Annotated in this window: 21 protein-coding genes; 20 read left to right on the forward strand and 1 reads right to left on the reverse strand. The window is 70.3% G+C overall.

What is annotated here, in order from left to right; translation table 11 throughout:
• The first annotated feature begins 290 nt into the window (after window positions 1–290).
• From IF22_RS36480 to IF22_RS0119855, 19 genes are all read left to right on the forward strand, one after another.
• Window positions 291–1,970, forward strand: a complete 1,680-nt coding sequence (locus IF22_RS36480) for a hypothetical protein (RefSeq protein ID WP_245233677.1) — start codon at window positions 291–293, stop codon at window positions 1,968–1,970.
• 189 nt (window positions 1,971–2,159) lie between these two features.
• A complete protein-coding gene (locus tag IF22_RS0119770) occupies window positions 2,160–2,870 on the forward strand; it encodes a demethylmenaquinone methyltransferase (protein WP_030334115.1) in 711 nt (236 codons plus the stop codon).
• A gap of 86 nt (window positions 2,871–2,956) precedes the next feature.
• A complete protein-coding gene (locus IF22_RS0119775; protein ID WP_030334118.1) occupies window positions 2,957–3,181 on the forward strand; it encodes a hypothetical protein in 225 nt (74 codons plus the stop codon).
• A gap of 139 nt (window positions 3,182–3,320) precedes the next feature.
• Entirely contained in the window at window positions 3,321–4,598 is a 1,278-nt protein-coding gene (locus tag IF22_RS0119780; protein ID WP_030334120.1) for a geranylgeranyl reductase family protein, read from the forward strand.
• A 191-nt stretch (window positions 4,599–4,789) separates the two neighbouring features.
• Entirely contained in the window at window positions 4,790–5,155 is a 366-nt protein-coding gene (locus IF22_RS0119785; RefSeq protein WP_007454588.1) for an NADH-quinone oxidoreductase subunit A, read from the forward strand.
• A gap of 14 nt (window positions 5,156–5,169) precedes the next feature.
• Window positions 5,170–5,847, forward strand: coding sequence for a NuoB/complex I 20 kDa subunit family protein (locus IF22_RS0119790; RefSeq protein ID WP_030334123.1), 678 nt, complete (start codon window positions 5,170–5,172; stop codon window positions 5,845–5,847).
• Window positions 5,844–6,581, forward strand: a complete 738-nt coding sequence (locus IF22_RS0119795; protein WP_030334125.1) for an NADH-quinone oxidoreductase subunit C — start codon at window positions 5,844–5,846, stop codon at window positions 6,579–6,581. The genes IF22_RS0119790 and IF22_RS0119795 overlap by 4 nt, the downstream gene beginning before the upstream one ends.
• Window positions 6,578–7,903 (forward strand): NADH-quinone oxidoreductase subunit D, encoded by a 1,326-nt coding sequence (locus IF22_RS0119800; RefSeq protein ID WP_030334127.1) that lies wholly within the window; start codon window positions 6,578–6,580, stop codon window positions 7,901–7,903. Before IF22_RS0119795 ends, IF22_RS0119800 begins: the two co-directional genes overlap by 4 nt.
• Before the next feature lie 52 nt (window positions 7,904–7,955).
• A complete protein-coding gene (gene nuoE, locus IF22_RS0119805) occupies window positions 7,956–9,107 on the forward strand; it encodes an NADH-quinone oxidoreductase subunit NuoE (protein ID WP_030334129.1) in 1,152 nt (383 codons plus the stop codon).
• Window positions 9,104–10,420 (forward strand): NADH-quinone oxidoreductase subunit NuoF, encoded by a 1,317-nt coding sequence (nuoF, locus tag IF22_RS0119810; RefSeq protein WP_030334132.1) that lies wholly within the window; start codon window positions 9,104–9,106, stop codon window positions 10,418–10,420. Before nuoE ends, nuoF begins: the two co-directional genes overlap by 4 nt.
• A gap of 55 nt (window positions 10,421–10,475) precedes the next feature.
• Window positions 10,476–12,989, forward strand: a complete 2,514-nt coding sequence (locus tag IF22_RS0119815; RefSeq protein WP_030334135.1) for an NADH-quinone oxidoreductase subunit G — start codon at window positions 10,476–10,478, stop codon at window positions 12,987–12,989.
• On the forward strand, window positions 12,986–14,338 hold the full coding sequence (nuoH, locus tag IF22_RS0119820; RefSeq protein WP_030334136.1) for an NADH-quinone oxidoreductase subunit NuoH: 1,353 nt from the start codon (window positions 12,986–12,988) through the stop codon (window positions 14,336–14,338). Before IF22_RS0119815 ends, nuoH begins: the two co-directional genes overlap by 4 nt.
• Window position 14,339: 1 nt before the next feature.
• A complete protein-coding gene (gene nuoI / locus IF22_RS0119825; protein ID WP_030334137.1) occupies window positions 14,340–14,981 on the forward strand; it encodes an NADH-quinone oxidoreductase subunit NuoI in 642 nt (213 codons plus the stop codon).
• Window positions 14,978–15,748 (forward strand): NADH-quinone oxidoreductase subunit J, encoded by a 771-nt coding sequence (locus IF22_RS0119830; RefSeq protein ID WP_030334138.1) that lies wholly within the window; start codon window positions 14,978–14,980, stop codon window positions 15,746–15,748. Before nuoI ends, IF22_RS0119830 begins: the two co-directional genes overlap by 4 nt.
• Window positions 15,745–16,044, forward strand: coding sequence for an NADH-quinone oxidoreductase subunit NuoK (nuoK, locus tag IF22_RS0119835; protein WP_030334139.1), 300 nt, complete (start codon window positions 15,745–15,747; stop codon window positions 16,042–16,044). Before IF22_RS0119830 ends, nuoK begins: the two co-directional genes overlap by 4 nt.
• Before the next feature lie 12 nt (window positions 16,045–16,056).
• Window positions 16,057–17,982, forward strand: coding sequence for an NADH-quinone oxidoreductase subunit L (nuoL, locus tag IF22_RS0119840; protein WP_030334141.1), 1,926 nt, complete (start codon window positions 16,057–16,059; stop codon window positions 17,980–17,982).
• Window positions 17,983–18,046: 64 nt separating this feature from the next.
• Window positions 18,047–19,582 (forward strand): NADH-quinone oxidoreductase subunit M, encoded by a 1,536-nt coding sequence (locus tag IF22_RS0119845; protein ID WP_030334143.1) that lies wholly within the window; start codon window positions 18,047–18,049, stop codon window positions 19,580–19,582.
• Window positions 19,583–19,691: 109 nt separating this feature from the next.
• Complete coding sequence (nuoN, locus tag IF22_RS0119850) at window positions 19,692–21,245, forward strand: NADH-quinone oxidoreductase subunit NuoN (RefSeq protein ID WP_030334145.1); 1,554 nt, start codon at window positions 19,692–19,694, stop codon at window positions 21,243–21,245.
• A 90-nt stretch (window positions 21,246–21,335) separates the two neighbouring features.
• A complete protein-coding gene (locus tag IF22_RS0119855) occupies window positions 21,336–22,421 on the forward strand; it encodes a polyprenyl synthetase family protein (protein WP_030334147.1) in 1,086 nt (361 codons plus the stop codon).
• Here IF22_RS0119855 and IF22_RS0119860 read toward each other — a convergent pair.
• Window positions 22,397–23,626 carry an MFS transporter gene (locus IF22_RS0119860; protein ID WP_051708643.1) on the reverse strand — a complete coding sequence of 410 codons (1,230 nt, stop codon included), beginning with the start codon at window positions 23,624–23,626 and terminating at the stop codon, window positions 22,397–22,399. The two genes, IF22_RS0119855 and IF22_RS0119860, sit on opposite strands and share 25 nt — an antisense overlap.
• A gap of 154 nt (window positions 23,627–23,780) precedes the next feature.
• Between IF22_RS0119860 and IF22_RS0119865 the strand changes: the two genes are divergently transcribed.
• Window positions 23,781–24,563, forward strand: coding sequence for an IclR family transcriptional regulator (locus tag IF22_RS0119865; protein ID WP_030334152.1), 783 nt, complete (start codon window positions 23,781–23,783; stop codon window positions 24,561–24,563).
• Window positions 24,564–24,657 lie beyond the last annotated feature (94 nt).

Genomic DNA, 24,657 nt, shown 5'->3' on the forward strand with positions numbered 1-24,657 from the left:
GCGTCAGCCTGTCCGGTCCGGGTCTGGTGGAGATGATCGTCGGCGGCTAGCGTCCCGGCTCATATCTGGCACCACCGTCGACGTACGGGGCTGTCCTCCATCGGCCCGCTGCGGGTCGTTCATATAACGCACGGCAGTACGGGCGGGATGGGTGACCATCCCGCCCGCACTGTCTGCCCAGCTCGGGCCGGACGGATGAAATCGGGTCCGCCTGCTGGCGTGGGAGAACGGCCTCCGATAGCGTCCGCTCGTTCCGCAACCATTCTTTCTTCCCTACCCCCGGGGGACTGATGACAGCGTTCCACCGCTCGACGCTGGTGCGCGCCAGTGTCGTGGCGCTGATCGCGGCCGGTGGCATCGCCGCCGTTGCCGCCCCGGTGCTGGCGGCCGAGCAGGCCGATCTGGCCCTGGTGCCGCTCAGCTACAACCTGGCCAAGGGCGTGACGGAGGCCAAGAGCAAGCCGTTCAAGTTCACTGTCGACAACACCCGGAGCAAGGAAGACGCCAAGGGTGTCAGTTACACGGTGGACACCAGCAAGCTGACGATGAACAAGGTTCGGGTCGTGGTGCCCGACGGTTGCCGGGTGAACGGCAAGAAGTTCACCTGCCGCCTTGGTGACCTGGCCGCCGGCACCAGCGAGGACTTCGGCATCCCGATCTTCTCCACCGGTGGCAAGGGCGCTGCCGGCACCCTGGTGGTCACCATCCGGTCGGCGACCGAGGACCCCAACAAGGAAGACAACAAGGTCGAGCACGACATCACCGTCACCGAGCCCGGGTACGACCTCACCAGCTGGGTGCAGGACGTCAACGCGAACGTCGTGGTGAACGGTGTCAACGGTGACGACCCCGACCTTCGTCCGGTGCGGCCGGGCGAGACGGTGCCGGTCGACTGGGCGGTCTACAACGACGGCAGTCGCAAGGCCACCGGCCTCGCCTACGTGCTCACCCTCCCGGCGGGCGTCACCTTCGACACGCTGCCGGACACCTGCACCACACAGACGTTCGGTGTCGCTCAGGCGCTCTGTCAGGACGACGGCGCGGTGATCCGGCCCGGTGACTACTACACGGCGGACATCAAGGTGACCGTCGGTAAGGACGTCACCGAGCCGGTGCTGCGGGTCGGCGAGCTGGTGGCGCACGGTCTGGACGTGGCAGCCGGCAGGCCCGAGGAGCAGCCGCGGCGGGCCAGCACCGCACAGCGGAAGACCTTCACCGAGGTCGACGAGGGCGACAACCAGGCGGTCTTCGACGTCTTCGTCGACCTGGCCGTGGACCCGACGCCGACGCCCACGCCCACTGTCACTCCGACGGGGTCGCCCACTCCGACGCCGACGGTCACCCCGACCGGCTCGCCGACCCCGACACCGACCGTCACGCCGACGGAGACCCCGACGCCAACGGAGACTCCGACTCCGACGGAGACGCCGACCCCGACGGAGACCCCGACCCCGACGGAGACCCCGACCCCGACTCCTACCGAGACGCCGACTCCGACGGAGACGCCGACCCCAACGGAGACTCCGACTCCGACGGAGACGCCGACCCCGACGGAGACGCCGACCCCGACGCCGACGGTCACCCCGACCGAGACGCCGACCCCGACGGCCACTCCGACGGAGACGACGACCCCGACCCCGACCCCGACCCCGACCCCGACTGACACTCCGACGGTCACGCCGACGCCGACCGCGACGGCCACGCCGACCCAGACGCCGAGCGCGACTGTCACTCCGACGCCGGGTCCGAGCGGTACGACGACGCCGGGCGCGACCGTCTCGCCGGGTGCCGGTGGCGGCTCCACCGGTGGCGGCTCGGGAGGTGGTGGCCTGCCGGTGACCGGTGTGCAGGTCGGCCTGATCGGCGGTATCGGCGCGGTCATCCTGCTCGTGGGTGGAGCGCTGCTGGTGCTCACCCGTCGCCGCAAGGTGGTGGTGGTCTCGCCGGCCGACGAGAAGTCGACCGACTGACACCGGGCCGCTGGCGACGGCGCGCGGACGAGGCGCGACAGCGACGGCGGTACGCGTCCTGACTGAGGCGTCAGGGACGCAGGCACGACGCGAGGGCGGGGTGGGCGACCACCCCGCCCCTTCGCGTCAGTGGTGCGTGCCACGCCACCCAGCGAGTGTCGATTGGCGGGCGGCTGGCAGAGTGGAGGGGTGAGCCGTACCCCGCAGGGCCAGCGCGCCAGTCTGGACAAGCAGCCGCACGAGGTCGCCGCGATGTTCGACGGCGTGGCAGAGCGTTACGACCTGACCAACACCGTGATCTCGCTGGGGCAGGACCGCTCCTGGCGTCGGGCCACCCGGGCGGCGCTCGGGTTGCGGCCGGGCGAGCGGGTGTTGGACGTGGGCGCGGGCACCGGCGTCTCGACGCGTGAGCTGGCCCAGTCCGGGGCGTACGCGGTCGGGGTGGACCTGTCGCTGGGCATGCTGCACACCGGCAAGCGGGCCCGGCCCGAGGTGCCGCTGTTGGCGGGGGACGCGCTGCGCCTGCCGTTCGCCGACGCGAGCTTCGACGCGGTGACGATCTCCTTCGCGCTGCGCAACGTCAACGACACCGACGCGGCGCTGCGTGAGCTGGCCCGGGTGACCCGGCCGGGTGGCCGGTTGGTGGTCTGCGAGTTCAGCACCCCGGTCAACCCCGTCTTCCGGACGGTCTACCTGTCGTACCTGATGCGGTCGTTGCCGGCGGTGGCTCGTACGGTGTCGAGCAACCCCGAGGCGTACGTCTATCTCGCCGAGTCGGTCCGGGCCTGGCCGGCGCAGTCCGCGCTGGCCGGGCGGGTGGCCGCGGCCGGGTGGGGGCGGGTGGCGTGGCGCAACCTGACCGGTGGCGTGGTGGCCCTGCACCGGGGGATCCGCCAGTAGCGGCGGACCCCTCCAGCGGGCGCGGACATTATTCAGGTTCCGCTAATATCAGGCCTTAGTCCACTTTGCCCCGTACGCTCGACCGCATGACCGGAGCAGACCCGGCGGACCCGGTGGCCGCCACCGACGACGACGCGGCCGAACTCATCGCCCAGTTGCGCGAGCTGGCCGGGGCCGACCCGGTCGAGGTCCGGCAGGTGGTCGCCGAGGTGCTGGCCGCGCTGGACCGCGCGGCGGGCGGGGCGCTCCGCGAGCATCTGCCGGAGACGATCCGGGTCGACGCGGGCCTGGACGCCTCCAGCCCGGCCTGACACCTGACCGCTGTGGACGGTCATGGGGTGTCACATCGGCGAGTTAGGTACCCCTGATCCTGCGCTGGTATGACGCCGGTCATACACTCGTCCCGTCTGGCTTGTGAAGCATTTCACGAGCATGCGGGAGGAGGCGCGAATGACCGCGGTGGAACACGACGCCGACGTCATTGTCGTGGGCGCCGGTCCCGGTGGATCAGCGACTGCGTACCACCTGGCCCGGCACGGCGTACGGGTGCTGTTGTTGGAGAAGACCGAGTTCCCACGGGAGAAGGTCTGCGGCGACGGGTTGACCCCGCGCGCGGTGCGCCAACTCATCCGGATGGGTGTGGACACCTCGCCTGAGGCGGGCTGGCTGCACAACCGCGGCCTGCGGGTCATCGGCGGTGGGGTGCGCCTGGAACTGGACTGGCCGGAGCTGGCCAGCTTCCCCAACTACGGTCTGGTGCGCACGCGACTGGACTTCGACGACCTGCTCGCCCAGCGGGCGGTGGCGGCCGGCGCGAAGCTGCGGACCAGCGTCAACGTGTTGGGCCCCGTGCTCGACGACGATGGTCGCGTCACCGGCGTCGAGGCGGAGGTCGGGCCGGGCAAGGAGCCCACCACCTTCCGCGCCCCGCTGGTCGTCGCGGCCGACGGTGTCTCCGGCCGGTTCCCGCTCGCGCTCGGGCTGGCCAAGCGGGAGGACCGGCCGATCGGTGTGGCCGTCCGCCGCTACTACCGTTCGCCGGCCAAGCACGAGGACAACTACCTGGAGTCCTGGCTCGAGCTGCGCAGCAAGGACAGCGGCGACAACTTGCTGCCCGGGTACGGCTGGATCTTCGGCCTCGGTGACGGGCGGGTCAACGTCGGCCTCGGCGTGCTCAACTCGTCCTCGGCGTTCGGCAAGACCAACTATCGCCGGCTGCTCACCGACTGGCTCGCCAACACCCCGGAAGACTGGGGGATGACCGACGAGGCCAACGCCGACGGCCCGATCCTGGGCGCCGCGCTGCCGATGGGCTTCAACCGGGTGCCGCACTACACGCGCGGCGTGCTGCTGGTCGGCGACTCGGGCGGCATGGTCAACCCGTTCAACGGTGAGGGCATCGCGTACGCCATGGAGTCCGGCGAGTTGGCCGCGGAGGTCGTGGTCCAGGCCCTCGCCCGGCCGGCCGGCCCGGAGCGGGAGCGCGCGCTGCTGGCGTACCCGAACGAGCTGAAGGCCCGACTCGGCGGCTACTACCGGTTGGGCGGCATCTTCGTGAAACTGATCGGCCGCCCCGAGATCATGCGGATCGCCACCAAACACGGCATGCCGCATCCGACGCTGATGCGTTTCGTGCTCAAGTTGTTGGCCAACCTGACCGACCCGCGCGGCGGGGACGCGATGGACCGGGTCATCAACGCGATGACGAAAGCCGCTCCCGCCGTGTAGCGCGAGGAGTGGCCCTGCGGGTCCAGCGGTCATCGACGACAGCCGGAACTGTATACGTAGGACGGCATCGGTGCTGGTCACGGCCCCGGCGCCGACAAAGATCGACCCCCGCCGACTGCCACTGCGAGGGACGTGAATAGTGTGATTTTCGTCAAGCACCGAGGGCAGGGAAGGACGAGCAGGAGAAAACGATGTCGCTCTCGCCTTACGCACCGATCATCGGGCTGTTCGCCCTCGCCGCGGCGTTCTCGCTGTTTTCCGTCGGCGCCGCCCGCTTCGCCGGTCCCCGGCGCTACAACAAGGCCAAACTCGAGGCTTACGAGTGCGGCATCGAGCCCAGCCCGCAGCCGGTCGGCGGCGGGCGGTTCCCGATCAAGTTCTACCTGACGGCGATGCTCTTCATCGTCTTCGACATCGAGATCATCTTCCTCTACCCCTGGGCGGTCTCGTTCGACGCTCTGCCGATCTTCGGCTTCGTGGAGATGGTCCTGTTCATCGTCGCGGTCTTCGTTGCGTACGCCTACGTGTGGCGGCGCGGCGGCCTGGACTGGGACTGAGGAAGGAACGTCAGATGGGCATCGAGGAGAAGCTTCCCGCCGGCGTCCTGCTCACCTCGGTGGAGAAGCTGGTCAACTGGTCTCGGAAGTCGTCCGTGTGGGGCGCCACCTTCGGCCTGGCCTGCTGCGCCATCGAGATGATGGCCGCCGGTGGTCCGCACTACGACATGGGCCGCTGGGGCATGGAGGTCTTCCGGGCGTCGCCCCGGCAGGCCGACCTGATGATCGTGGCCGGCCGGGTGAGCCAGAAGATGGCCCCGGTGCTGCGCCAGATCTACGACCAGATGGCCGAGCCGCGCTGGGTGCTCTCGATGGGCGTCTGTGCCAGCAGCGGCGGCATGTTCAACAACTACGCGATCGTGCAGGGCGTCGACCACGTGGTGCCGGTCGACATGTACCTCCCCGGCTGCCCGCCCCGGCCGGAGATGCTCATCGACGCGATCCTCAAGCTCCGCGAAAAGATCATGTACGAGCCACTGGGCCCGAACGGTCGCAAGATGCTGGCCGCGCGCCAGGAGCGCGGCGACGTTCCGGTGGTGCCCTACGGCTCGATGCCGTCCTCGTACCGCAACGACAAGGCCCGGCGCGCCGAGTGGACCCGGGCGGTCCGCGAGGGGCGCGAGGAGCAGCTGCGCATCGAGAACTGGATGAACGCTCAGAACCACCTCCACCCGCAGGCAGGCCCGAAATGACGTCACCCACGGACAAGCCAAACGACGGCGGCGTACCGCTGCCGGTGGTGCCGGCCGGCGCCACCAGTGGCGCCCCCGCCGAGTTCCCGCCGGCCAGCCCGGCCGGTCGCGGGATGTTCGGCAACCAGGGCACCGGCGACGTGTCCGGTTACGGCGGCCTGGTCCGCCAGCGCCAGCCCATCGAGGAGGCGTCCCGGCCGTACGGGGGCTACTTCGACGAGGTCCGCGACGCGCTGGAGGAGGCGTACCCGGCCTTCAACGACGCCATCGAGAAGGTCGTGGTCGACCGGGGTGAGCTGACCCTGCACGTACGCCCGGAGCGGATCGCCGAGGTCTGCCAGGTGATGCGCGACGACCTGGCGCTGCGGTTCGAGCTCTGCTCCTCGGTGTCCGGCGCGGACTACCTGGGCGCCGACGAGCGTCGCCTGCACGTGGTCTACCTGCTCACCTCGATGACGTACCGGCGGCGGGTCCGGCTGGAGGCCGCCGTCTCCGTCGAGGCCCCGCACCTGCCCAGCGTGACCGCCGTCTACCCGACCGCGGACTGGCAGGAGCGGGAGGCGTACGACATGTTCGGCATCGTCTTCGACGGCCACCCCAGCCTGACCCGGATCCTCATGCCGGACGACTGGGAGGGGCACCCGCAGCGCAAGGACTACCCGCTCGGCGGCATCCCCGTCGAGTACAAGGGCGCGGAGATCCAGCCGCCGAACGAGCGGAGGTCGTACCAGTGACGACGTCGAACTACGCCAGCGAGCGTGAGACCGACGAGGGTCGGGTCTTCACCGTCACCGGTGGGGACTGGGACACGATCGTCTCGGGCACCGACCCGATCAACGACGAGCGCATCGTGGTCAACATGGGTCCGCAGCACCCGTCCACGCACGGGGTGCTGCGGCTGATCCTGGAGCTCGAGGGCGAGACGGTCCGCGAGGCCCGTTCGGTCGTCGGCTACCTGCACACCGGCATCGAGAAGAACCTCGAATACCGCAACTGGGTCCAGGGCTCGACCTTCGTGACCCGGATGGACTACCTCGCCCCGATCTTCAACGAGACCGCGTACGCCCTCGCCGTCGAGAAGCTGCTCGGCATCACCGACGACATCACCGAGCGGGCCACCACCATCCGCGTGCTGATGATGGAGCTCAACCGGATCTCGTCGCACCTGGTCTGGCTGGCCACCACCGGCATGGAGCTGGGCGCGATCTCGATCATGCTGTACGGCTTCCGGGAGCGGGAGTACATCCTCGACATCTTCGAGACCATCACCGGTCTGCGGATGAACCACGCGTACGTGCGGCCCGGCGGTGTGGCGCAGGACGTGCCGGACGACGCGGTCGTCAAGATCCGCGAGTTCCTCAAGATGATGCCGAAGAAGCTCAAGGAGTACGAGGACCTCCTCTCCGGCCAGCCGATCTGGACCGAGCGGACGAAGAACGTCGCGGTGCTGGACGTCACCGGCTGCGTGGCGCTCGGCATCACCGGCCCGGTGCTGCGCTCCGCCGGCCTTGCCTGGGACCTGCGCAAGACCATGCCGTACTGCGGCTACGAGACGTACGAGTTCGACGTGCCGACCCACCCCGACGGTGACGTCTGGGGTCGCTACCAGGTCCGGCTCGCCGAGATCCGGGAGTCGCTGAAGCTTGTCGAGCAGGCGCTGGACCGGCTCCGCCCGGGCCCGGTGATGGTCGCCGACCGCAAGATCGCCTGGCCGGCGCAGCTGGCCATCGGCGTTGACGGCATGGGCAACTCGCTGGAGCACGTCGCGAAGATCATGGGTCAGTCGATGGAGTCGCTGATCCACCACTTCAAGCTGGTGACCGAGGGCTTCCGGGTCCCGCCCGGCCAGGTGTACGTCGCCATCGAGGCGCCCCGCGGCGAGCTGGGCGTCCACGCGGTCTCCGACGGTGGCACCCGGCCCTACCGGGTGCACTACCGGGAGCCGAGCTTCGTCAACCTGCAGGCCCTCCCGGCGATGGCCGAGGGCGGTCTGATCGCCGACGTGATCGCCGGCGGAGCCTCGTTGGACCCGGTCATGGGGGGTTGTGACCGGTGAGTGCGAGGAGTGAGCTTGCGAGCCCCGCAGTCGCGAACGGAAGGCGGCGCTGATGACGACTTTCACTGACGAGACCCGGGAGCGGGCGCGCGAGATCATCGCCCGTTACCCGGCGGACCGGTCCCGCTCGGCGTTGCTGCCGCTGCTGCACCTGGTGCAGGCCGAGGAGGGCTACGTCTCCCCGGCCGGTGTCGCGTTCTGCGCCGAGGTGCTGGGGCTGAACAAGGCCCAGGTCGGCGCGGTGGCCACCTTCTACACGATGTACAAGCGCAAGCCGACCGGTGACTTCCTGGTCAGCGTCTGCACCAACACCATGTGCAACGTGCTCGGTGGCCAGGAGGTCTACGACACCCTCTCCGAGCACCTGGGCGTCGGGCACGACGAGACCACCGCCGACGGCACGATCACGCTGGAGCACGCCGAGTGCCTGGCGGCGTGCGACTACGGCCCGGTGATGACAGTCAACTACGACTTCTTCGACGGCGTGGACCCCTCCACCGCTGTCGGTGTGGTCGACGAGCTGCGGGCCGGCGGCCGGCCGATGCCGACCCGGGGCGCCCGGCTCTGCACCCTCAAGGAGATGGCGGTGCAGCTCGCCGGTTTCGCCGACGACCGCGACGGTGCCGTCGCCGACGGCGGGCCGGGCGAGCCGACCCTGCGCGGGCTGCGGCTGGCCCAGCAGCACGGCGTCTCGGTGCCGAACTTCGACCCCAACACCCCGATCCGCAGCAAGGCCGAGGCCGACAAGGCCGCCGCCGAGGCGAAGGCGAAGGCGGAGGCCGCCAAGCCGGCGCCCGTCGAGGCCAGCGCCGCGCCGGTCAAGGGTGGCGACGGGGCGTCCGCCCCGACCGGGGTCGCCGAGCCGGCGGCCGCCGCCGGCAGCACCACCCGGGACGTGAAGGCACCGGACGACAAGTCGCCGCAGGTGCGTACCGCCGAGACCCGGCAGCCGGACGCGGGCACCGCTGTGCCGGACGCGCCCGGCACGAAGGCCCCGGCGGACAGCAGCGGCACCGCGCCACAGGCCGGCGACGCGCGCTCGGCCGAGGCGGCCGGCGTGGCGGCCAACGCGCCGGCCGGCGACGGCAAGCCCGCCGGCGACGAGGCCGGGGCGCAGGAGCGCAACCTCACCGAAGCGAAGGCCGACACGGACGCCGACGGCGCCGGATCGGCTGACGCGAGCGAAACGGGGGCCCAGAAGTGACCACTCCCCGCCCGGAGACGCTGGCCAAGCTGACGCCGGTGCTGACCAAGCGCTGGCTGTCGCCGGACGCCTGGCGCATCGGCACGTACGAGCAGCTCGACGGCTACGCCGCGCTGCGCAAGGCGCTCAAGGCCCACCCGGACGACCTGATCCAGCTGATCAAGGACTCCGGGCTGCGCGGCCGGGGTGGCGCCGGCTTCCCGACCGGCCTCAAGTGGGGCTTCATCCCGCAGGGCGACGGTAAGCCGCACTACCTGGTGGTCAACGCCGACGAGGGCGAGCCGGGCACCTGCAAGGACCTGCCGCTGATGACCCACGACCCGCACGCGCTGGTCGAGGGCGTGATCATCGCGTCGTACGCGATCCGGGCCGCCCGCGCCTACATCTACATCCGGGGCGAGGCGGTGCACGCCGCGCGTCGGCTGCGCAACGCGGTCCAGGAGGCGTACGACAAGGGTTACCTCGGCCGGAACATCCTGCGCAGCGGCTACGACCTGGAGTTGGTGGTGCACTCCGGCGCCGGCGCGTACATCTGCGGCGAGGAGACGGCGCTGCTGGACTCGCTGGAGGGGTTCCGGGGCCAGCCCCGGCTGCGCCCGCCGTTCCCGGCCACCCACGGCCTGTACGCGAGCCCGACGGTGGTGAACAACGTCGGCACCATCGCCAGCGTGCCGCCGATCGTGCTCGGTGGGGCCGACTGGTGGAAGAGCATGGGCACCGAGAAGTCCTCCGGGCCGATGATCTACTCGCTCTCCGGGCGGGTCGCCAACCCGGGCCAGTACGAGTGCTCGATGGGTGTCACGCTGCGCGAGCTGCTGGAGCTGGCCGGTGGCATGCAGCCCGGCCACAACCTGCGCTTCTGGACCCCGGGCGGCTCGTCCACCCCGCTGCTGGCCGCCGAGCACCTGGACGTGCCACTCGACTTCGAGGGGGTGGCGGCGGCCGGCTCGATCCTCGGCACCACTGCCACGCAGATCTTCTCGGACCAGGACTGCCCGGTCTACGCGACGTACCGGTGGTTGGAGTTCTACCACCACGAGTCGTGCGGCAAGTGCACCCCGTGCCGTGAGGGCAACTACTGGATGGTCCGGGTCTACCGGCGGATCCTCGCCGGTCAGGGCACCCACGAAGACCTGGACACCCTGCTGGACACCTGTGACAACATCCTCGGCCGGTCGTTCTGCGGCCTGGGTGACGGCGCGACCAGCCCGGTGACCTCCTCGCTGAAGTACTTCAAGCAGGACTACCTCGACTACATCGAGGGTCGTAAAGCTCCCAAGCTGTCGGAGAAGACCTTGGTGGGTGCGCACTGATGAGCGCGAGGAACGAGCTTGCGAGTCCCGCAGTCGCGAATGAAGGGCGACTCTGATGACCGACGTAGCCAAGCAGACCGAGACCGTCACCCTCACCATCGACGGCGTCCAGGTCACCGCCCCCAAGGGGGCACTGCTGATCCGGGTCGCCGAGCAGATGGGCACCGAGATCCCCCGGTTCTGCGACCACCCGCTGCTGGCCCCGGCCGGCGCGTGCCGGCAGTGCCTGGTCGAGGTGGAGGGGCAGCGCAAGCCGGTCGCCTCCTGCACCCAGACCGTCGCCGACGGCATGGTGGTCCGCACCCAGATCACCTCCCCGGTGGCCAAGAAGGCGCAGGAGGGGGTGATGGAGCTGCTGCTGCTCAACCACCCGCTGGACTGCCCGATGTGCGACAAGGGTGGTGAGTGCCCGCTGCAGAACCAGGCCATGTCCACCGGCCGCACCGACTCGCGTTTCCACGAGCACAAGCGGGAGTACGAGAAGCCGATGGCGATCAGCAGCCAGGTGCTGCTGGACCGCGAGCGGTGCGTGCTCTGCCAGCGCTGCACCCGGTTCTCCGAGGAGATCGCCGGCGACAAGTTCATCGACCTGATGGGCCGGTCGTCCGCTGAGGAGATCAACATCTACCGGGACGACGCGTACGGCGTGGAGTCCGGCGAGGACAGCGGGGACGTCCCGTTCAACTCCTACTTCTCCGGCAACACCGTGCAGATCTGCCCGGTGGGCGCGTTGACCGGTGCCCAGTACCGGTTCCGCGCCCGCCCGTTCGACCTGGTCTCCAGCCCGAGCGTCTGCGAGCACTGCTCGGCCGGCTGCGGGCAGCGCACCGACTGGCGGCGCGGCAAGGTGCTGCGCCGGCTGGCCGGCGACGAGCCGGAGGTCAACGAGGAGTGGAACTGCGACAAGGGCCGGTGGGGCTTCCAGTACACCCGGGCCGCCGACCGGCTGACCACGCCGCTGGTCCGCGACGAGCAGACCGGTGAGCTGCGCGAGGCGTCCTGGAGCGAGGCGCTCACGGTCGCTGCCGAGGGGCTGCACACGGCTCGGGAGAGCGGGCAGGGCACCGCGGTGCTCACCGGCGGTCGGCTGACCGTCGAGGACGCGTACGCGTACGCCAAGTTCGCCCGGGTCGCGTTGAACACCAACGACATCGACTTCCGGGCCCGACCGGTCTCCCGCGAGGAGGCCGACTTCCTGGCCAGCTCGGTCGCCGGGGTCACCGACGTCACCTACACCGACGTGGAGAACGCGCCGGCGGTGGTGCTGGTCGGCCTGGAGCCCGAGGAGGAGTGCCCGATCCTCTTCCTGCGGCTGCGCAAGGCGTACCTGAAGAAGACCCTGACGGTGTACGCGCTGGCGCCCTTCGCCACGCGCGGCCTGGAGAAGCTCGGTGCCAAGCTGGCCCGGGTGGTGCCGGGCGAGGAGGCCAGCGTGCTCGCCGAGCACGCCACGGTCAGCGAGGCGCTGAGCGCCCCTGGCGCGATCCTGATCGTCGGCGAGCGGTTGGCCACCGTGCCGGGTGGGCTCTCCGCCGCGGCCGACGTGGCCCGGCGTACCGGCGCGAAGCTGGCCTGGGTGCCGCGGCGCGCTGGTGACCGCGGCGCGGTCGACGCGGGCTGCCTGCCCAACCTGCTGCCCGGTGGACGCCTGGTGACCGAACCGGCCGCTCGGGCCGAGCTGGGTGAGGCGTGGGACATCCCGGCCGGGGTGATCCCCAGTCAGGCCGGCCGGGACACCGACGGCATCCTGAGCGCGGCGGCCAACGGGCAGCTCGGCGCGCTGGTCGTCGGAGGTGTCGACCCGGCCGACCTGGCCGACCCGCGACTGGCCGAGTCCGCTCTGGACGCGGTGCCGTTCCTGGTCAGCCTTGAGCTGCGCGCCAGCGCGGTGACCCGGCGGGCGAACGTGGTGCTGCCGGTCGCCCCGGTGGCCGAGAAGGCCGGCAGCTTCCTGGACTGGGAGGGTCGGCTGCGCCCGTTCGAGGCGGTCCTGAACACCACCGCGATGACCGACGGCCGGGTGCTCGACGCGCTGGCCGCGCTGCTCGACGTGCGCCTCGGCACCGCCGACGTGCTGAGCGTGCGCCGCGAGCTGGGCACGCTGCCGGCGACGCGGATGTCGCGGCCGGCCGCGCCGTCGGTCGCGCCGGGCCGGGTGCCGGAGCCGAAGGCCGGGGAAGCCGTGCTGGCCACCTGGCACCAGCTGGTGGACCTCGGCACGCTGACCGAGGGCGACGAGAACCTCGCCGGCACCGCCCGTCCGCCGGTGGTCCGGCTGGGTAAGGGCACCGCCGAGGCGCTCGGTGTGGTCGACGGTGACGCCGTCACTGTCGGCACCGACCGGGGGGCGCTGACCCTGCCCGCGGAACTCACCGAGATGCCGGACGGCGTGGTCTGGCTGCCGACCAACTCACCCGGCTCGACAGTGCGGCGCAGCCTCGGGGCGACGTCCGGCGCGGTCGTCCGGATCTCCGTCCCCGCACCGAGTACGGCCATTCCGGCCGGGCGCGTGGCGGCCGACGAGACCGGTCTCCCGGGTCCGCTCCTTAACTCCGGGGGTAACCAGTGACTCCGTCAATCCTCGCCCAGGACCCCACGCTGGCCGACTTCGGCCGGGATCCGTGGTGGCTGGTTCTCGGCAAGATTGTCTTCGCGTTCGCCTTCGGGCTGCTGGCCACCCTGCTCGGTGTCTGGTTCGAGCGGCGCGTCGTGGGTTACATGCAGGTGCGGCCCGGCCCCAACCAGGTCGGCCCGTTCGGCCTGCTGCAGACCCTCGCCGACGGTCTGAAGATGGCCTTCAAGGAGGACATCCTGCCGAAGGCGGCCGACAAGGTCGTCTACTTCTTCGCCCCGACCATCTCGGTGATCTGCGCGGTCACCGCGCTGTCGGTGGTGCCGTTCGGCCCGATGGTGAGCATCTTCGGTCACCACACCCCGTTGCAGGTCACCGATGTGCCGGTGGCGGTGCTGCTGCTGCTCGCCTGCTCCTCGATGGGCGTCTACGGCGTCGTCCTGGGTGGTTGGGCGTCCGGTTCGACGTACCCGCTGCTCGGTGGTCTCCGGTCGAGCGCCCAGATGATCTCCTACGAGGTCGCGATGGGGCTGAGCATCGTGGCGGTCTTCATGACCGCCGGCACGATGAGCACCAGCGGGATCGTCGCCGCTCAGGGGGACGGCACCGAGCTGACCATCTTCGGCCAGACGGTTCCGGCCCCGGGCTGGTACGCGATCCTGCTGCTGCCGAGCTTCATCATCTTCTTCATCGCCACAGTGGGTGAGACCAACCGGGCACCGTTCGACCTTCCCGAGGCCGAGTCCGAGCTGGTCGCCGGCTTCATGACCGAGTACAGCTCGCTGAAGTTCGCGCTCTTCATGCTCAGCGAGTACGTCGCGATGGTGACCATGTCCGCTGTCACCACGACGCTGTTCCTGGGCGGGTGGCGGGCACCCTGGCCGATCACCATCTGGGAGGGCGCCAACTCCGGTTGGTGGCCGATGCTCTGGTTCTTCGGCAAGGTGATCGCGCTGGTCTTCGTCTTCGTGTGGCTGCGGGGCACGCTGCCCCGGCTGCGGTACGACCAGTTCATGCGGCTCGGCTGGAAGGTGCTGCTGCCGATCAACCTGGTCTGGATCCTGGTCCTGTCGGGCCTGCGCTCCATCGAGGACTGGGACACCCGCGGCAAGATGATCGCCGTCGGTATTCCGGCCGGCATCCTGCTGATCGCCACGATCTTCTGGCCCAGCCGGCGTCCGAAGCCGAAGCCGACGACGCAGGAACAGGTCGACAACCGGCCGCACGGGAGCTTCCCGCTGCCGCCGATGGATCTTCAGGTACCACCGAGCCCGCGTATCACGCGCGTGGTCGCCGAGCGGGAGCCGGCCAACATCGTTGCCGGCTCGGACTCCAGGGAGGTGTGACGTGGGCGCGATCACCGGAACGTTCAAGGGATTCGGTGTCACCTTCTCGCACATGTTCAGGAAGGTCGTCACCACCGACTACCCGTTCAAGCCGCCGGTGTCGGCGCCGCGCTACCACGGGCGGCACATCCTCAACCGGCACCCGGACGGCCTGGAGAAGTGCATCGGCTGTGAGCTGTGCGCCTGGGCCTGCCCGGCGGACGCGATCTACGTCGAGGGTGGCGACAACACCGACGAGCAGCGCTTCTCGCCGGGTGAGCGGTACGCCAGCATCTACCAGATCAACTACGCCCGGTGCATCTTCTGCGGGTTGTGCATCGAGGCCTGCCCGACCCGGTCGCTGACCATGAGCAACGAGTACGAGCTGGCCCGGGACAACCGGCAGGACCTGATCTTCACCAAGGAGCAGTTGCTCGCGCCGTTGCTGGAGGGCATGGAGCAGCCGCCGCACCCGATGCGGCTGGGTGACAGCGAGAAGGACTACTACGTCGGCGCGCTGGACAACCCGGGCACCTCCGCCGGTGCGGAGACGTCACCGATGGGCCCCGGCCGCTACCAGGTCGAGGAGCACCCCGGCGTGACGTTCCCGGGCGCCGAGCAGGCCGCCCAGCGGGTCGCGGCCGGCAAGGGAGAGAACGCATGACCACGTCTACGGTGCTGGCCGCGGCGGGTGCGGTGTCCGGCGGCGAGGAGGTCACCTTCTGGATCCTCGGGCCGCTCGCACTGATCGGCGCGATCGGGATGGTGGCGGCCCGCAACGCGGTGCACTCCGCGCTCTGGCTGGTGCTCACCATGCTCTGCCTGGGCGTCTTCTACGTGCTCCAGGCCGGGCCGTTCATCGGCATGGTGCAGATCATCGTCTACACCGGCGCGATCATGATGCTCTTCCTCTTCGTGCTGATGCTTGTCGGCCGGGATTCCACCGACTCGCTGATCGAGACGTTGCGCGGCCAGCGGGTCGCCGCGATCGTGCTGGGGCTGGGCTTCGCCGGTCTGGTGGGCGGCGCGCTCTACCGGGCGCTGGAGGGCACCACGGCGGTCGGCCTGGAGCAGGCCAACGCGGAGGGCAACGTGCAGGGCATCGCCCGACTGCTCTTCACCAAGTACGTCTTCGCGTTCGAGCTGACCTCGGCGCTGCTGATCACTGCGGCGGTCGGCGCCATGGTGCTCGCGCACATCGAGCGCCGCAAGCAGGACAAGGTCGACCAGGTGTCGACGATGCGGGCGCGGTTCGCGCCGGGCAACTACCCCGGCCCGAAGCCCGGCCCCGGCGTCTTCGCGACCTCGTCCTCGGTGGCCACCCCGGCCCGACTGCCGGACGGCCGCCTCTCGGAGCGGAGCACGCCGGAGATCCTGCCGGTGCGGGAGCTGACCGCGCAGGAGACCACGCTGAAGGGGACAGACTCATGACGCCTGACTACTACCTGGTCCTCGCGGCGGTGCTGTTCACCATCGGTGCCGCCGGGGTGCTCGTCCGGCGCAACGCGCTCGTGCTGTTCATGTGCGTGGAGCTGATGCTCAACGCGGCCAACCTGACGCTGGTCACCTTCAGCCGGATCAACGGTGACCTCAACGGTCAGATCATGGCGTTCTTCGTGATGGTGGTGGCGGCGGCCGAGGTCGTGGTCGGGCTCGCGATCATCATGTCCATCTTCCGGACGCGACGCTCCGCGAGCGTCGACGACGCCAACCTGCTGAAGTACTAGAGGGGTCCACCGGTGGAAGAGACTGTGGAATACGCCCAGGCCACGGGGCTGCTCGGGGGCGTCTGGCTGCTGGTGGCGATCCCGCTGGTCAGCGCGGCCATCCTGCTGCTGCTCGGCCGCCGGGCCGACCGCTGGGGGCACTGGTTGGGCGTCGCTGCCATCGGCGCCGCGTTCGTGCTCGGCCTGAGCTTCTTCTTTCAGCTGCGTGGCCTGGAGAACAAGTCGGTCGAGCTGAGCCTCTGGGACTTCATCGCGGTCGGTGATCTGCGCGTCGACTTCGGCCTGCTGTTCGACCCGCTGGCCGCGGTCTTCGTACTGCTGATCACCGGGGTGGGTTTCCTGATCCACCTGTACGCGGTGGAGTACATGTCGCACGACGCGGGCCGTCGTCGGTTCTTCGCGTACTTCAACCTGTTCGTCGCGGCGATGCTGCTGCTGGTGCTCGGCAACAACTACGTGATGCTGTACTTCGGCTGGGAGGGCGTCGGTCTGGCGTCGTACCTGCTGATCTCCTTCTGGACCGAGCGGCCGAGCGCGGCCACCGCCGGAAAGAAGGCGTTCCTGATGAACCGGGTCGGCGACGCCGGCCTGGCCATCGGCATCTTCATCATGTTCGCCACCCTGGGCACCACCCAGTACGACGAGGTGTTCAACGGTGTCGGCGCGCTGACCGGCACCACAGTGCTGGTCCTCGGCCTGTTGCTGCTGCTCGGCGCGGCCGGTAAGTCCGGTCAGTTCCCGCTCCAGGCGTGGTTGCCGGACGCGATGGAGGGCCCGACCCCGGTGTCGGCGCTCATCCACGCCGCCACCATGGTCACCGCCGGTGTCTATCTGATCGCCCGGTCCAACCCGATCTTCTCCGCCAACTCGACGCTGCAACTCGTGGTGGTCAGCGTCGGCGCGCTCACCCTGCTGATCGGCTGCATCATCGGCGCGGCCAAGGACGACATCAAGCGGGTGCTCGCCTGGTCGACGGTGAGCCAGATCGGCTACATGTTCCTCGGTGTCGGTCTCGGCGGCGCGGCGTACGCGTTGGCCATCGTGCACCTGCTGGCGCACGGTTTCTTCAAGGCCAACATGTTCCTGGGCGCCGGCTCGGTCATGCACGGGATGAAGGACCAGGTCGACATCCGCCGCTTCGGTGGCCTGTCGAAGCACATGAAGATCACCTGGCTGACCTTCATGATGGGCTGGCTGGCCATCATCGGCATGTTCCCGTTCTCCGGCTTCTTCTCCAAGGAGCCGATCATCGTGGCCGCCTTCGAGCGGGACGACTGGACCGCCTGGCTCTTCGGTGGGGCGGCGCTGCTCGGCGCCGGGCTGACCGCGTTCTACATGACCCGGCTGTTCGTGCTCACCTTCCACGGCCCGCAGCGGTGGACCGAGGACATCGAGCACCCGCACGAGTCGCCGAAGCTGATGACCATCCCGCTGATCCTGCTGGCGGTCGGCTCGGTCGGTGCCGGCTTCCTGCTCTCCACGTCCGTTCCGGACTGGCTGACCCAGACCGCCGGGCTGGGCGGCGAACACGCCGAGCACGAGGCGGTCCTCTCGCACGCCGTGATCACCACGCTGTCGCTGCTGGTCACCGTGCTCGGCGCCGGGCTCGCCTGGTTCCTCTTCCGGGCCGGTACGGCCACCGCGCCGCAGCCGGCCGGGGTGCTGGTCACCGCCGCCCGGCGCAACCTCTACACCGACGCCGTCAACGAGGCGGTCTTCGAGAAGCCGGGCATCTTCCTCACGCGGGCGCTGGTGTACCTCGACAACCGGGGCGTCGACGGGCTCGTCAACGGGCTCGCCGCCGCGGTCGGCGGTGGCTCGGGCCGCCTCCGCCGGATGCAGACCGGCTTTGTCCGCTCGTACGCCACCTCGATCCTGGCCGGTGCGCTGCTGGTGATGGCGGCGTTCCTGGCGGTGCAGGCGGGGTGGTTGGCGTGATCGACCTCAATACGCCCGCCCCCGCCGGCGGACCACGCAGTGACGACGGAGGTAAGGCCGCATAATGTCCAACTTCCCGTTCCTCTCGGTGCTCACCGTGGCGCCGCTGGTGGGCGCCCTGGTGGTGGCCTTCCTGCCGCGTCACCGCCCGGAGCTGGCCAAGCAGGTGGCGTTCGCCTGGTCGCTGCTCGTGCTGGTGCTCTCGGTGGTGATGTGGGTCAGCTTCAACGCCGGCGGTGACCGGTTCCAGTTCCGCGAGTCGTACTCGTGGATTCCGAACTGGGGGGTCAGCTTCACCTTCGCCGCCGACGGCATCGCGTTGGTGATGCTGATGCTGATCGCGGTGCTGGTGCCGCTGGTGATCCTGGCGTCCTGGCACGACGCCGAGTCGTCGAAGCGGTCGGTGCCCGTCTACTTCGCGCTGCTGCTGGTCCTCGAGTGCACGATGATCGGCGTCTTCGCGGCCGCCGACGTCTTCCTGTTCTACGTGTTCTTCGAGGTCATGCTGGTGCCGATGTACTTCCTCATCGGCAGCTACGGCGGCCACCAGCGGCAGTACGCGGCGGTGAAGTTCTTCCTCTACTCGCTGGTCGGCGGTCTGTTCATGCTGGCCGCGGTGATCGGCCTGTGGGTGGTCGGCGGGAAGACCTTCGACTGGCAGGCGCTCTCGCAGGTCGACATCAGCACCGGCACCGAGCGGTGGCTGTTCCTCGGCTTCTTCCTCGCGTTCGCCATCAAGGCGCCGTTCTTCCCGTTCCACACCTGGCTGCCCGACGCCGGTGGGGCCGCCCCGGCGGGCGCGGCGGCGCTGCTCGTCGGGGTGCTGGACAAGGTCGGCACCTTCGGCATCCTGCGGTACTGCCTGCCGTTGTTCCCGGAGGCGTCGAAGTGGTTCGCACCGTGGGCGCTGGCCCTGGGCGTGATCGGCATCGTCTACGCCGCGCTGCTGGCGGTCGGCCAGAACGACCTCAAGCGGCTGGTGTCGTACACCTCGATCGCGCACTTCGGCTTCATCGGGGTGGGCATCTTCGCCTTCACCACGCAGGCCGGCACCGGCGCGGTGCTCTACATGCTCAACCACGGCCTGGCCACCGGCCTGCTCTTCCTGGTGGTGGGCATGCTGATCGCCCGGCGCGGCTCGTCCTTGATCAGTGACTTCGGTGGCGCGGGCAAGCTGGTCCCGGTGCTCGCCGGGGTGCTGTTCTTCGCCGGTCTCGCCTCGCTGGCGTTGCCCGGCACCGCGCCGTTCATCTCCGAGTTCCTGGTGCTGATCGGCACGTTCACTGTGAACAAGCCGGTAGCGGTCATCGCGACGCTCGGCATCATCCTGGCCGCCGCGTACGTGCTGTGGATGGTGCAGCGCACCACCCAGGGCACGTTGAACCCGGCGCTGACCGAGGTCGACGGCATGCGCCGGGACCTCAACCTGCGCGAGAAGGTCGTGGTTGCCCCCCTGATCGCGCTGATCGTGCTGCTCGGCTTCTTCCCCAAGCCGGTCACTGACGTGATCAACCCGGCCGTCCAGGCGACCATGGACGACATCGGCAGAACCGACCCGGCGCCGTCCGTGGGCGGCACCGTCCAGGAGGCGGCTCGGTGAGCGCGAGGAGTGAGCTTGCGAGCCCCATCCGCCCGCGCGAGGAGAGAGCGAAGCGAGCCCCGCAGTCGCGGGCAGAGGCTTGCGCAGTCGCGAACGAAAGGTCGGCACTGTGACCGAGTTGAAACTGCCGTCGATCGAGTACGCGGCGATCGCTCCGATCCTGATCATGCTGGGCGCCGCGCTGTTCGGTGTGCTGGTCGAGGCCCTGGTGCCGCGGCGGTGGCGGCATCTGGTGCAGTTGACGTTGGCGCTGCTCGCGGTGCTCGCGGCACTGACCATGGTGGTCCTCAGCGCCGACGAGCGGATCATCACCGTCGGGCAGGCCCTCGCCATCGACGGGCCGACGCTCTTCCTCCAGGGCGCGATCCTGGTGCTGGCCGCGATGGCGCTGCTGCTGATCGGTGACCGCTCGGTCGAGCGGGGCGGGGCGTTCGTCGCCCAGGCCGCGGTGACCGCCGAGTCGGCCGACGACCGGCGGCAGGCCGAGGGGCGCAACGGTCTCACCGAGGTCTACCCGCTCACCACGTTCGCGATCGGCGGCATGCTGATCTTCGTGGCGGCGAACGACCTGCTGACCATGTTCATCGCGCTGGAGGTCTTCTCTCTGCCGCTCTACCTGCTCTGCGCGCTGGCCCGTCGCCGGCGTCTGCTGAGCCAGGAGGCGGCGATGAAGTACTTCCTGCTCGGCGCGTACGCCTCCGCGTTCTTCCTGTTCGGCGTGGCCCTGATCTACGGCTTCACCGCCGGCATCCCGGGCCGCTCGGCCGGCGTCGACTTCGCGACCATCCACGCGGCGGTGAGCGAGTCGCCGGCCAGCCCGGTGCTGCTCTTCGCCGGCATGGCGCTGCTCGCCATCGGTCTGCTCTTCAAGGCGGCGGCGGCCCCGTTCCACGTCTGGACCCCGGACGTCTACCAGGGTGCTCCGACCCCGGTCACCGGGTTCATGGCGGCCTGCACCAAGGTCGCCGCGTTCGGTGCGCTGCTGCGCGTCTTCCAGGTCGCGTTCGCCGACGCCAACTGGGACTTCACCCCGGTCCTCGGCGCGGTGGCGGTGCTGACCATGCTGGTCGGTGCGGTGCTCGCGGTCACCCAGACCGACATCAAGCGGCTGCTCGCGTACTCCTCGATCGCCAACGCCGGCTACCTGCTGGTCGGTGTGTTGGCGCCGAGCCGTGACGGGCTCGCCGGCACGATGTTCTACCTGGTCGCGTACGGCTTCTCGGTGTTGGCGGCGTTCGCCGTGGTGACGCTGGTCCGCGACGACGACGGCGAGGCCACCCACCTGTCCCGCTGGGCCGGGCTGGGCCGGCGGTCGCCGTTCTTCGCCGCGCTGTTCACGTTCATCCTGCTGGCCTTCGCCGGTATTCCGCTGACCAGCGGTTTCACCAGCAAGTTCGCCATCTTCGGGCCGGCGCTGGAGGGTGGCCAGGCCTGGCTGGTGATCGCCGGTGTGCTGACCAGCATGATCCTCGCGTTCCCGTACCTGCGGGTCGTGGTGATGATGTGGCTCTCCGAGCCGGGCGAGTCCACCCCGACCGTCACAGTGCCCGGTGGGCTCACCGCCGCCGCGTTGATGATCGGTGTGCTGGCGACCCTGGTGTTGGGTGTCGCCCCGGCGCCGCTGCTCGATCTGGCGACCGGAGCTGCCGAATTCGTTCGATAGCCGAAGGATCGATCACCGGGGGTCGGCGCGTGTTCACGTGCCGGCCCCCGGTGCGTATCCCCGGCCCGGAGCAGGTCGTACGGGTGTGGCATGGTTGATGGCGTGGTGAATCCGGCGGGCGAGCGTTCAGGTGCCTCCGGCTCCGGCGGTCGGCGGGGTCGGGCGAGCACGAGTCAGTTCGGCGCGCTTGGTCTCAATCTCGCCGATCCCCGTGTCGAGGCGTCCGTGGTGGGCCTGCTCGACACGGTCGAGGTCGAGTTGCGGGCCAGCGTGTCCAGCGCCGACCCGTTCGTCACGGAGGCTGCCCGGCACCTCGTGGAGGCCGGTGGGAAGCGTTTCCGGCCGTTGCTGGTGGCGCTCGGCGCGCAGTTCGGTGACCCGACCGGTGCGCAGGTGGTCCCGGCCGCCGTGGTGATGGAGCTCACTCACCTCGCCACCCTCTACCACGACGACGTGATGGACGAGGCCGCCGTGCGTCGGGGCGCGCCGAGTGCGAACTCCCGGTGGACCAACTCGGTCGCCATCCTGGTCGGTGACTACCTCTTCGCCCGTGCGGCGGACATCGCCGCCGATCTGGGCCCCGAGGCGGTCCGGTTGCAGGCGCGCACCTTCGCCCGGCTGGTGCACGGTCAGATCGCGGAGACCGTGGGGCCACGCCCCGACGACGACCCGGTGAGCCACTACCTGCACGTCATCGCGGAGAAGACCGGTTCGCTGATCGCCACGTCGGCCCGGTTCGGCGGCATGTTCGGTGGCGCCGCCCCCGAGCACGTGGAGGCCCTCGCCGGGTACGGCGAGACGATCGGCGTCGCCTTCCAGCTCTCCGACGACCTGCTGGACATCGCCTCCGAGTCGGTGCAGTCGGGCAAGACCCCCGGCACGGACCTGCGCGAGGGTGTCCCGACGTTGCCGGTGCTCTACGCCCGTGAAGCGGACGACTCCGACGCGTCGTCGGTGCGGCTGCGGGAGATCCTGGCGACCGGCCCGTTGACTGACGACGCGTTGCACGCCGAGGCGTTGGGGCTGCTGCGGGAGAGCCCGGCGCTCAAGCGGGCCCGGGAGACGGTGCGCAGCTACGCCGAGGAGGCCCGCGCGCAGCTCGCCCCGCTGCCGCACGGCCCCTCCCGCAGCGCGCTCGAGTCGCTCTGCGACTACATCGCCGACCGCACCAGCTGATCCCCGCCCCGCCCCGCTGCGGCGGCGACGCGGGTCAACAGTCGGCTGCCGGCGAGCATGAGAGCGGCGGCGAGGAGCATCGCCACGGCCGCGGTGGTCCACATCGCCGGGTAGCCGAGGTGCGCGGCGAGGGGGCCGAGGCTCAACGGGCCGAGGCAGCCGCCCGCGTACACCCCGGTCTGGGTGATCGAGGTGGCGGCGGCCGGTGACTGCGGGTGCAGCCGGACCACCGCGAAGTTCATCAGGCCGGGCCAGGCCCAGCCCAGGCCGAAGCCGAGCACCACGCCGACGACCAGCGGCACCGAGCCGGTCACCGCGAGCAGGCCCAGCCCGGCCGCGCCGACCAGCAGCATCGCGGCGATGAGGGCGACGTGGCCGGTGTCGCGGCGGTCGGCCAACCAGCCGGCGCCCACCCGGGCCGCCACGCAGACCGCGCTGCCCAGGGTCAGGGTGAGGCCGGCGAGGCCCGGCGACAGGCCCCGGGCGGCGGCGGAGTCGACCAGGAAGGTGCCCAGCGCGTTGGCCGCGCCCGACGCCAGCGTCGCCGCCGCGCCGATCACCACCAGCGCCACCGTCGCCCGAGCAGCGCGCGTCGCGCCGGCTCGCCGGGCCGGGCCGGGCAGCTGCCGGGGTACGGCGGCAAGCGTGGTCAGCGCGGCCACGGCGGCGGCCACGAACGCCCAGCGCCAGCCGGCGGTGAGCGCGATGGTGGGTACCGCCGCCCCGGCCAGCAGGGTGGAGACCGGGATGGCGGCCTGCTTGACCCCGAACGACAGCCCTTGTCGTCGCGCCGGCACGTGCTGGGCGAGCGCGGTGTTGCTGGCCAGTTGGCCGAGCGCGTTTGCGGCGGCGCTGAGCGCCAGCAGGCCGACCAGCACCGGGTACGACCGGGCGAAGGCGGCCACGGCCAGCATCGACCCGGCGGCCAGCAGGATGCCGCTGCGGGCCACCACTGCCGGTCCGTACCGCTCGACGAGGCGGCCGGAGGGCACCGAGGCCAGCGCGCTGACCCCGAAGTAGACGGAGACGGCCAGGCCCAGGCCGGCCGGCGAGAAGCCGAGGTCGGTGCCCATCTGCACGGCGAGACCGCCGAGCAGGAAGACGGGGAGTACGCAGGCCACGGTGGTGGCGACTGCGCCGGCGCTGGCCCGGACCGGATGGGGTCGGGCGAGCGCCGGATCGGGGGTGTTGGCGGTGTTGGTCATCGTTGGGCAAACCTACGTGAGCCCCGCTCAGCGCACTCCTGGTGACCGGCGGGGCACTAGCTGTGGATGGTGATCTGGCATCCTCGACCCGAACAGGCATTTCGCACCGGGCCTGTTTTTCATATGGTGTAAGTCCCCGGCGGCGGAGGTGGTTGTGCGCGACCCCTTGGCAGAACCTTCGGACCTGATTCGCAGCGTGTCCCGAGCGCTACGGGTGCTGGAGTCGGTCGGTCGCGCCCCGAAGGGCCTGACCGTCAAGCAGATCGCCCGGCGCTGTGAGCTGACCGTGGCCACCACCTACCACCTGGTCCGCACCCTCGCCTACGAGGGCTACGTGATCCGTCGCGAGGACGGCACGTACATCGTGGGGTTGGAGGTGGCCGACCGGTACCGGGAGCTTGTCACCGCGTTCCGGGGTCCACCGGCGGTCGGTGAGACGCTGCGGCGGGCCGCCCTGGACACCGGCTACAGCCACTACCTCGGTCGGTTCGTCGGCGGCCAGGTGGCCCTCACCGCGGTCGCCGAGGGGCACCGCTCGCCCTACCTGGAGGACCTGGTCCCCGGCTTCGACGAGGGGGCGCACGCCACAGCCCTCGGCAAGTCGTTGCTCGCCACCCTCACGAGCGACCAGCGCTACCGCTATCTGCGTGAGTACGGCATGCGCCCGTTCACCACCGCCACGCTGACCACCCCCGAGAGTTTCGAGGCCGACCTGGCCGCCGGTGACCGGCGCGGCATGCAGCTGGAGATGGGGCAGTTCCGGCAGGGGGTGGCCTGCGCCGCGGTGCTCGTCGCGCCGGACAAGGACATGGAACGCCGCGTCGTGCTGGCCTGCGCGTTGCCGGCCAGCGAGATGATGACCTCCGCCCGGGTGGTACGCGCCAAGCTGCTCACCGTGGCCCGCAGCGTGGCCGACGGCATCGCCTCCGACAACTGACCGCCGAGAGGCCCTCTCCCCGGTTGGGAGAGGGCCTCTCGGGGCGGTCCAGCGCCGGACCGCCGGGAACAACGTCATCGGCCTCTCGGCCGCG

It is taken from the genome of Micromonospora parva (genome assembly GCF_000718515.1).
GTDB classification, from domain to species: Bacteria; Actinomycetota; Actinomycetes; order Mycobacteriales; family Micromonosporaceae; genus Micromonospora; species Micromonospora parva.

Bases quoted from the DNA above. Each gene is read 5' to 3' on its own strand.
- IF22_RS36480 (WP_245233677.1), top strand. From the start codon at position 291: ATGACAGCGTTCCACCGCTCGACGCTGGTGCGCGCCAGTGTCGTGGCG.
- IF22_RS0119775 (WP_030334118.1), top strand. From the start codon at position 2,957: ATGACCGGAGCAGACCCGGCGGACCCGGTGGCCGCCACCGACGACGAC.
- IF22_RS0119780 (WP_030334120.1), top strand. From the start codon at position 3,321: ATGACCGCGGTGGAACACGACGCCGACGTCATTGTCGTGGGCGCCGGT.
- IF22_RS0119785 (WP_007454588.1), top strand. From the start codon at position 4,790: ATGTCGCTCTCGCCTTACGCACCGATCATCGGGCTGTTCGCCCTCGCC.
- IF22_RS0119790 (WP_030334123.1), top strand. From the start codon at position 5,170: ATGGGCATCGAGGAGAAGCTTCCCGCCGGCGTCCTGCTCACCTCGGTG.
- IF22_RS0119795 (WP_030334125.1), top strand. From the start codon at position 5,844: ATGACGTCACCCACGGACAAGCCAAACGACGGCGGCGTACCGCTGCCG.
- nuoE (WP_030334129.1), top strand. From the start codon at position 7,956: ATGACGACTTTCACTGACGAGACCCGGGAGCGGGCGCGCGAGATCATC.
- IF22_RS0119815 (WP_030334135.1), top strand. From the start codon at position 10,476: ATGACCGACGTAGCCAAGCAGACCGAGACCGTCACCCTCACCATCGAC.
- IF22_RS0119830 (WP_030334138.1), top strand. From the start codon at position 14,978: ATGACCACGTCTACGGTGCTGGCCGCGGCGGGTGCGGTGTCCGGCGGC.
- nuoK (WP_030334139.1), top strand. From the start codon at position 15,745: ATGACGCCTGACTACTACCTGGTCCTCGCGGCGGTGCTGTTCACCATC.
- IF22_RS0119845 (WP_030334143.1), top strand. From the start codon at position 18,047: ATGTCCAACTTCCCGTTCCTCTCGGTGCTCACCGTGGCGCCGCTGGTG.
- IF22_RS0119855 (WP_030334147.1), top strand. From the start codon at position 21,336: ATGGTTGATGGCGTGGTGAATCCGGCGGGCGAGCGTTCAGGTGCCTCC.
- IF22_RS0119860 (WP_051708643.1), bottom strand. From the start codon at position 23,626: ATGACCAACACCGCCAACACCCCCGATCCGGCGCTCGCCCGACCCCAT.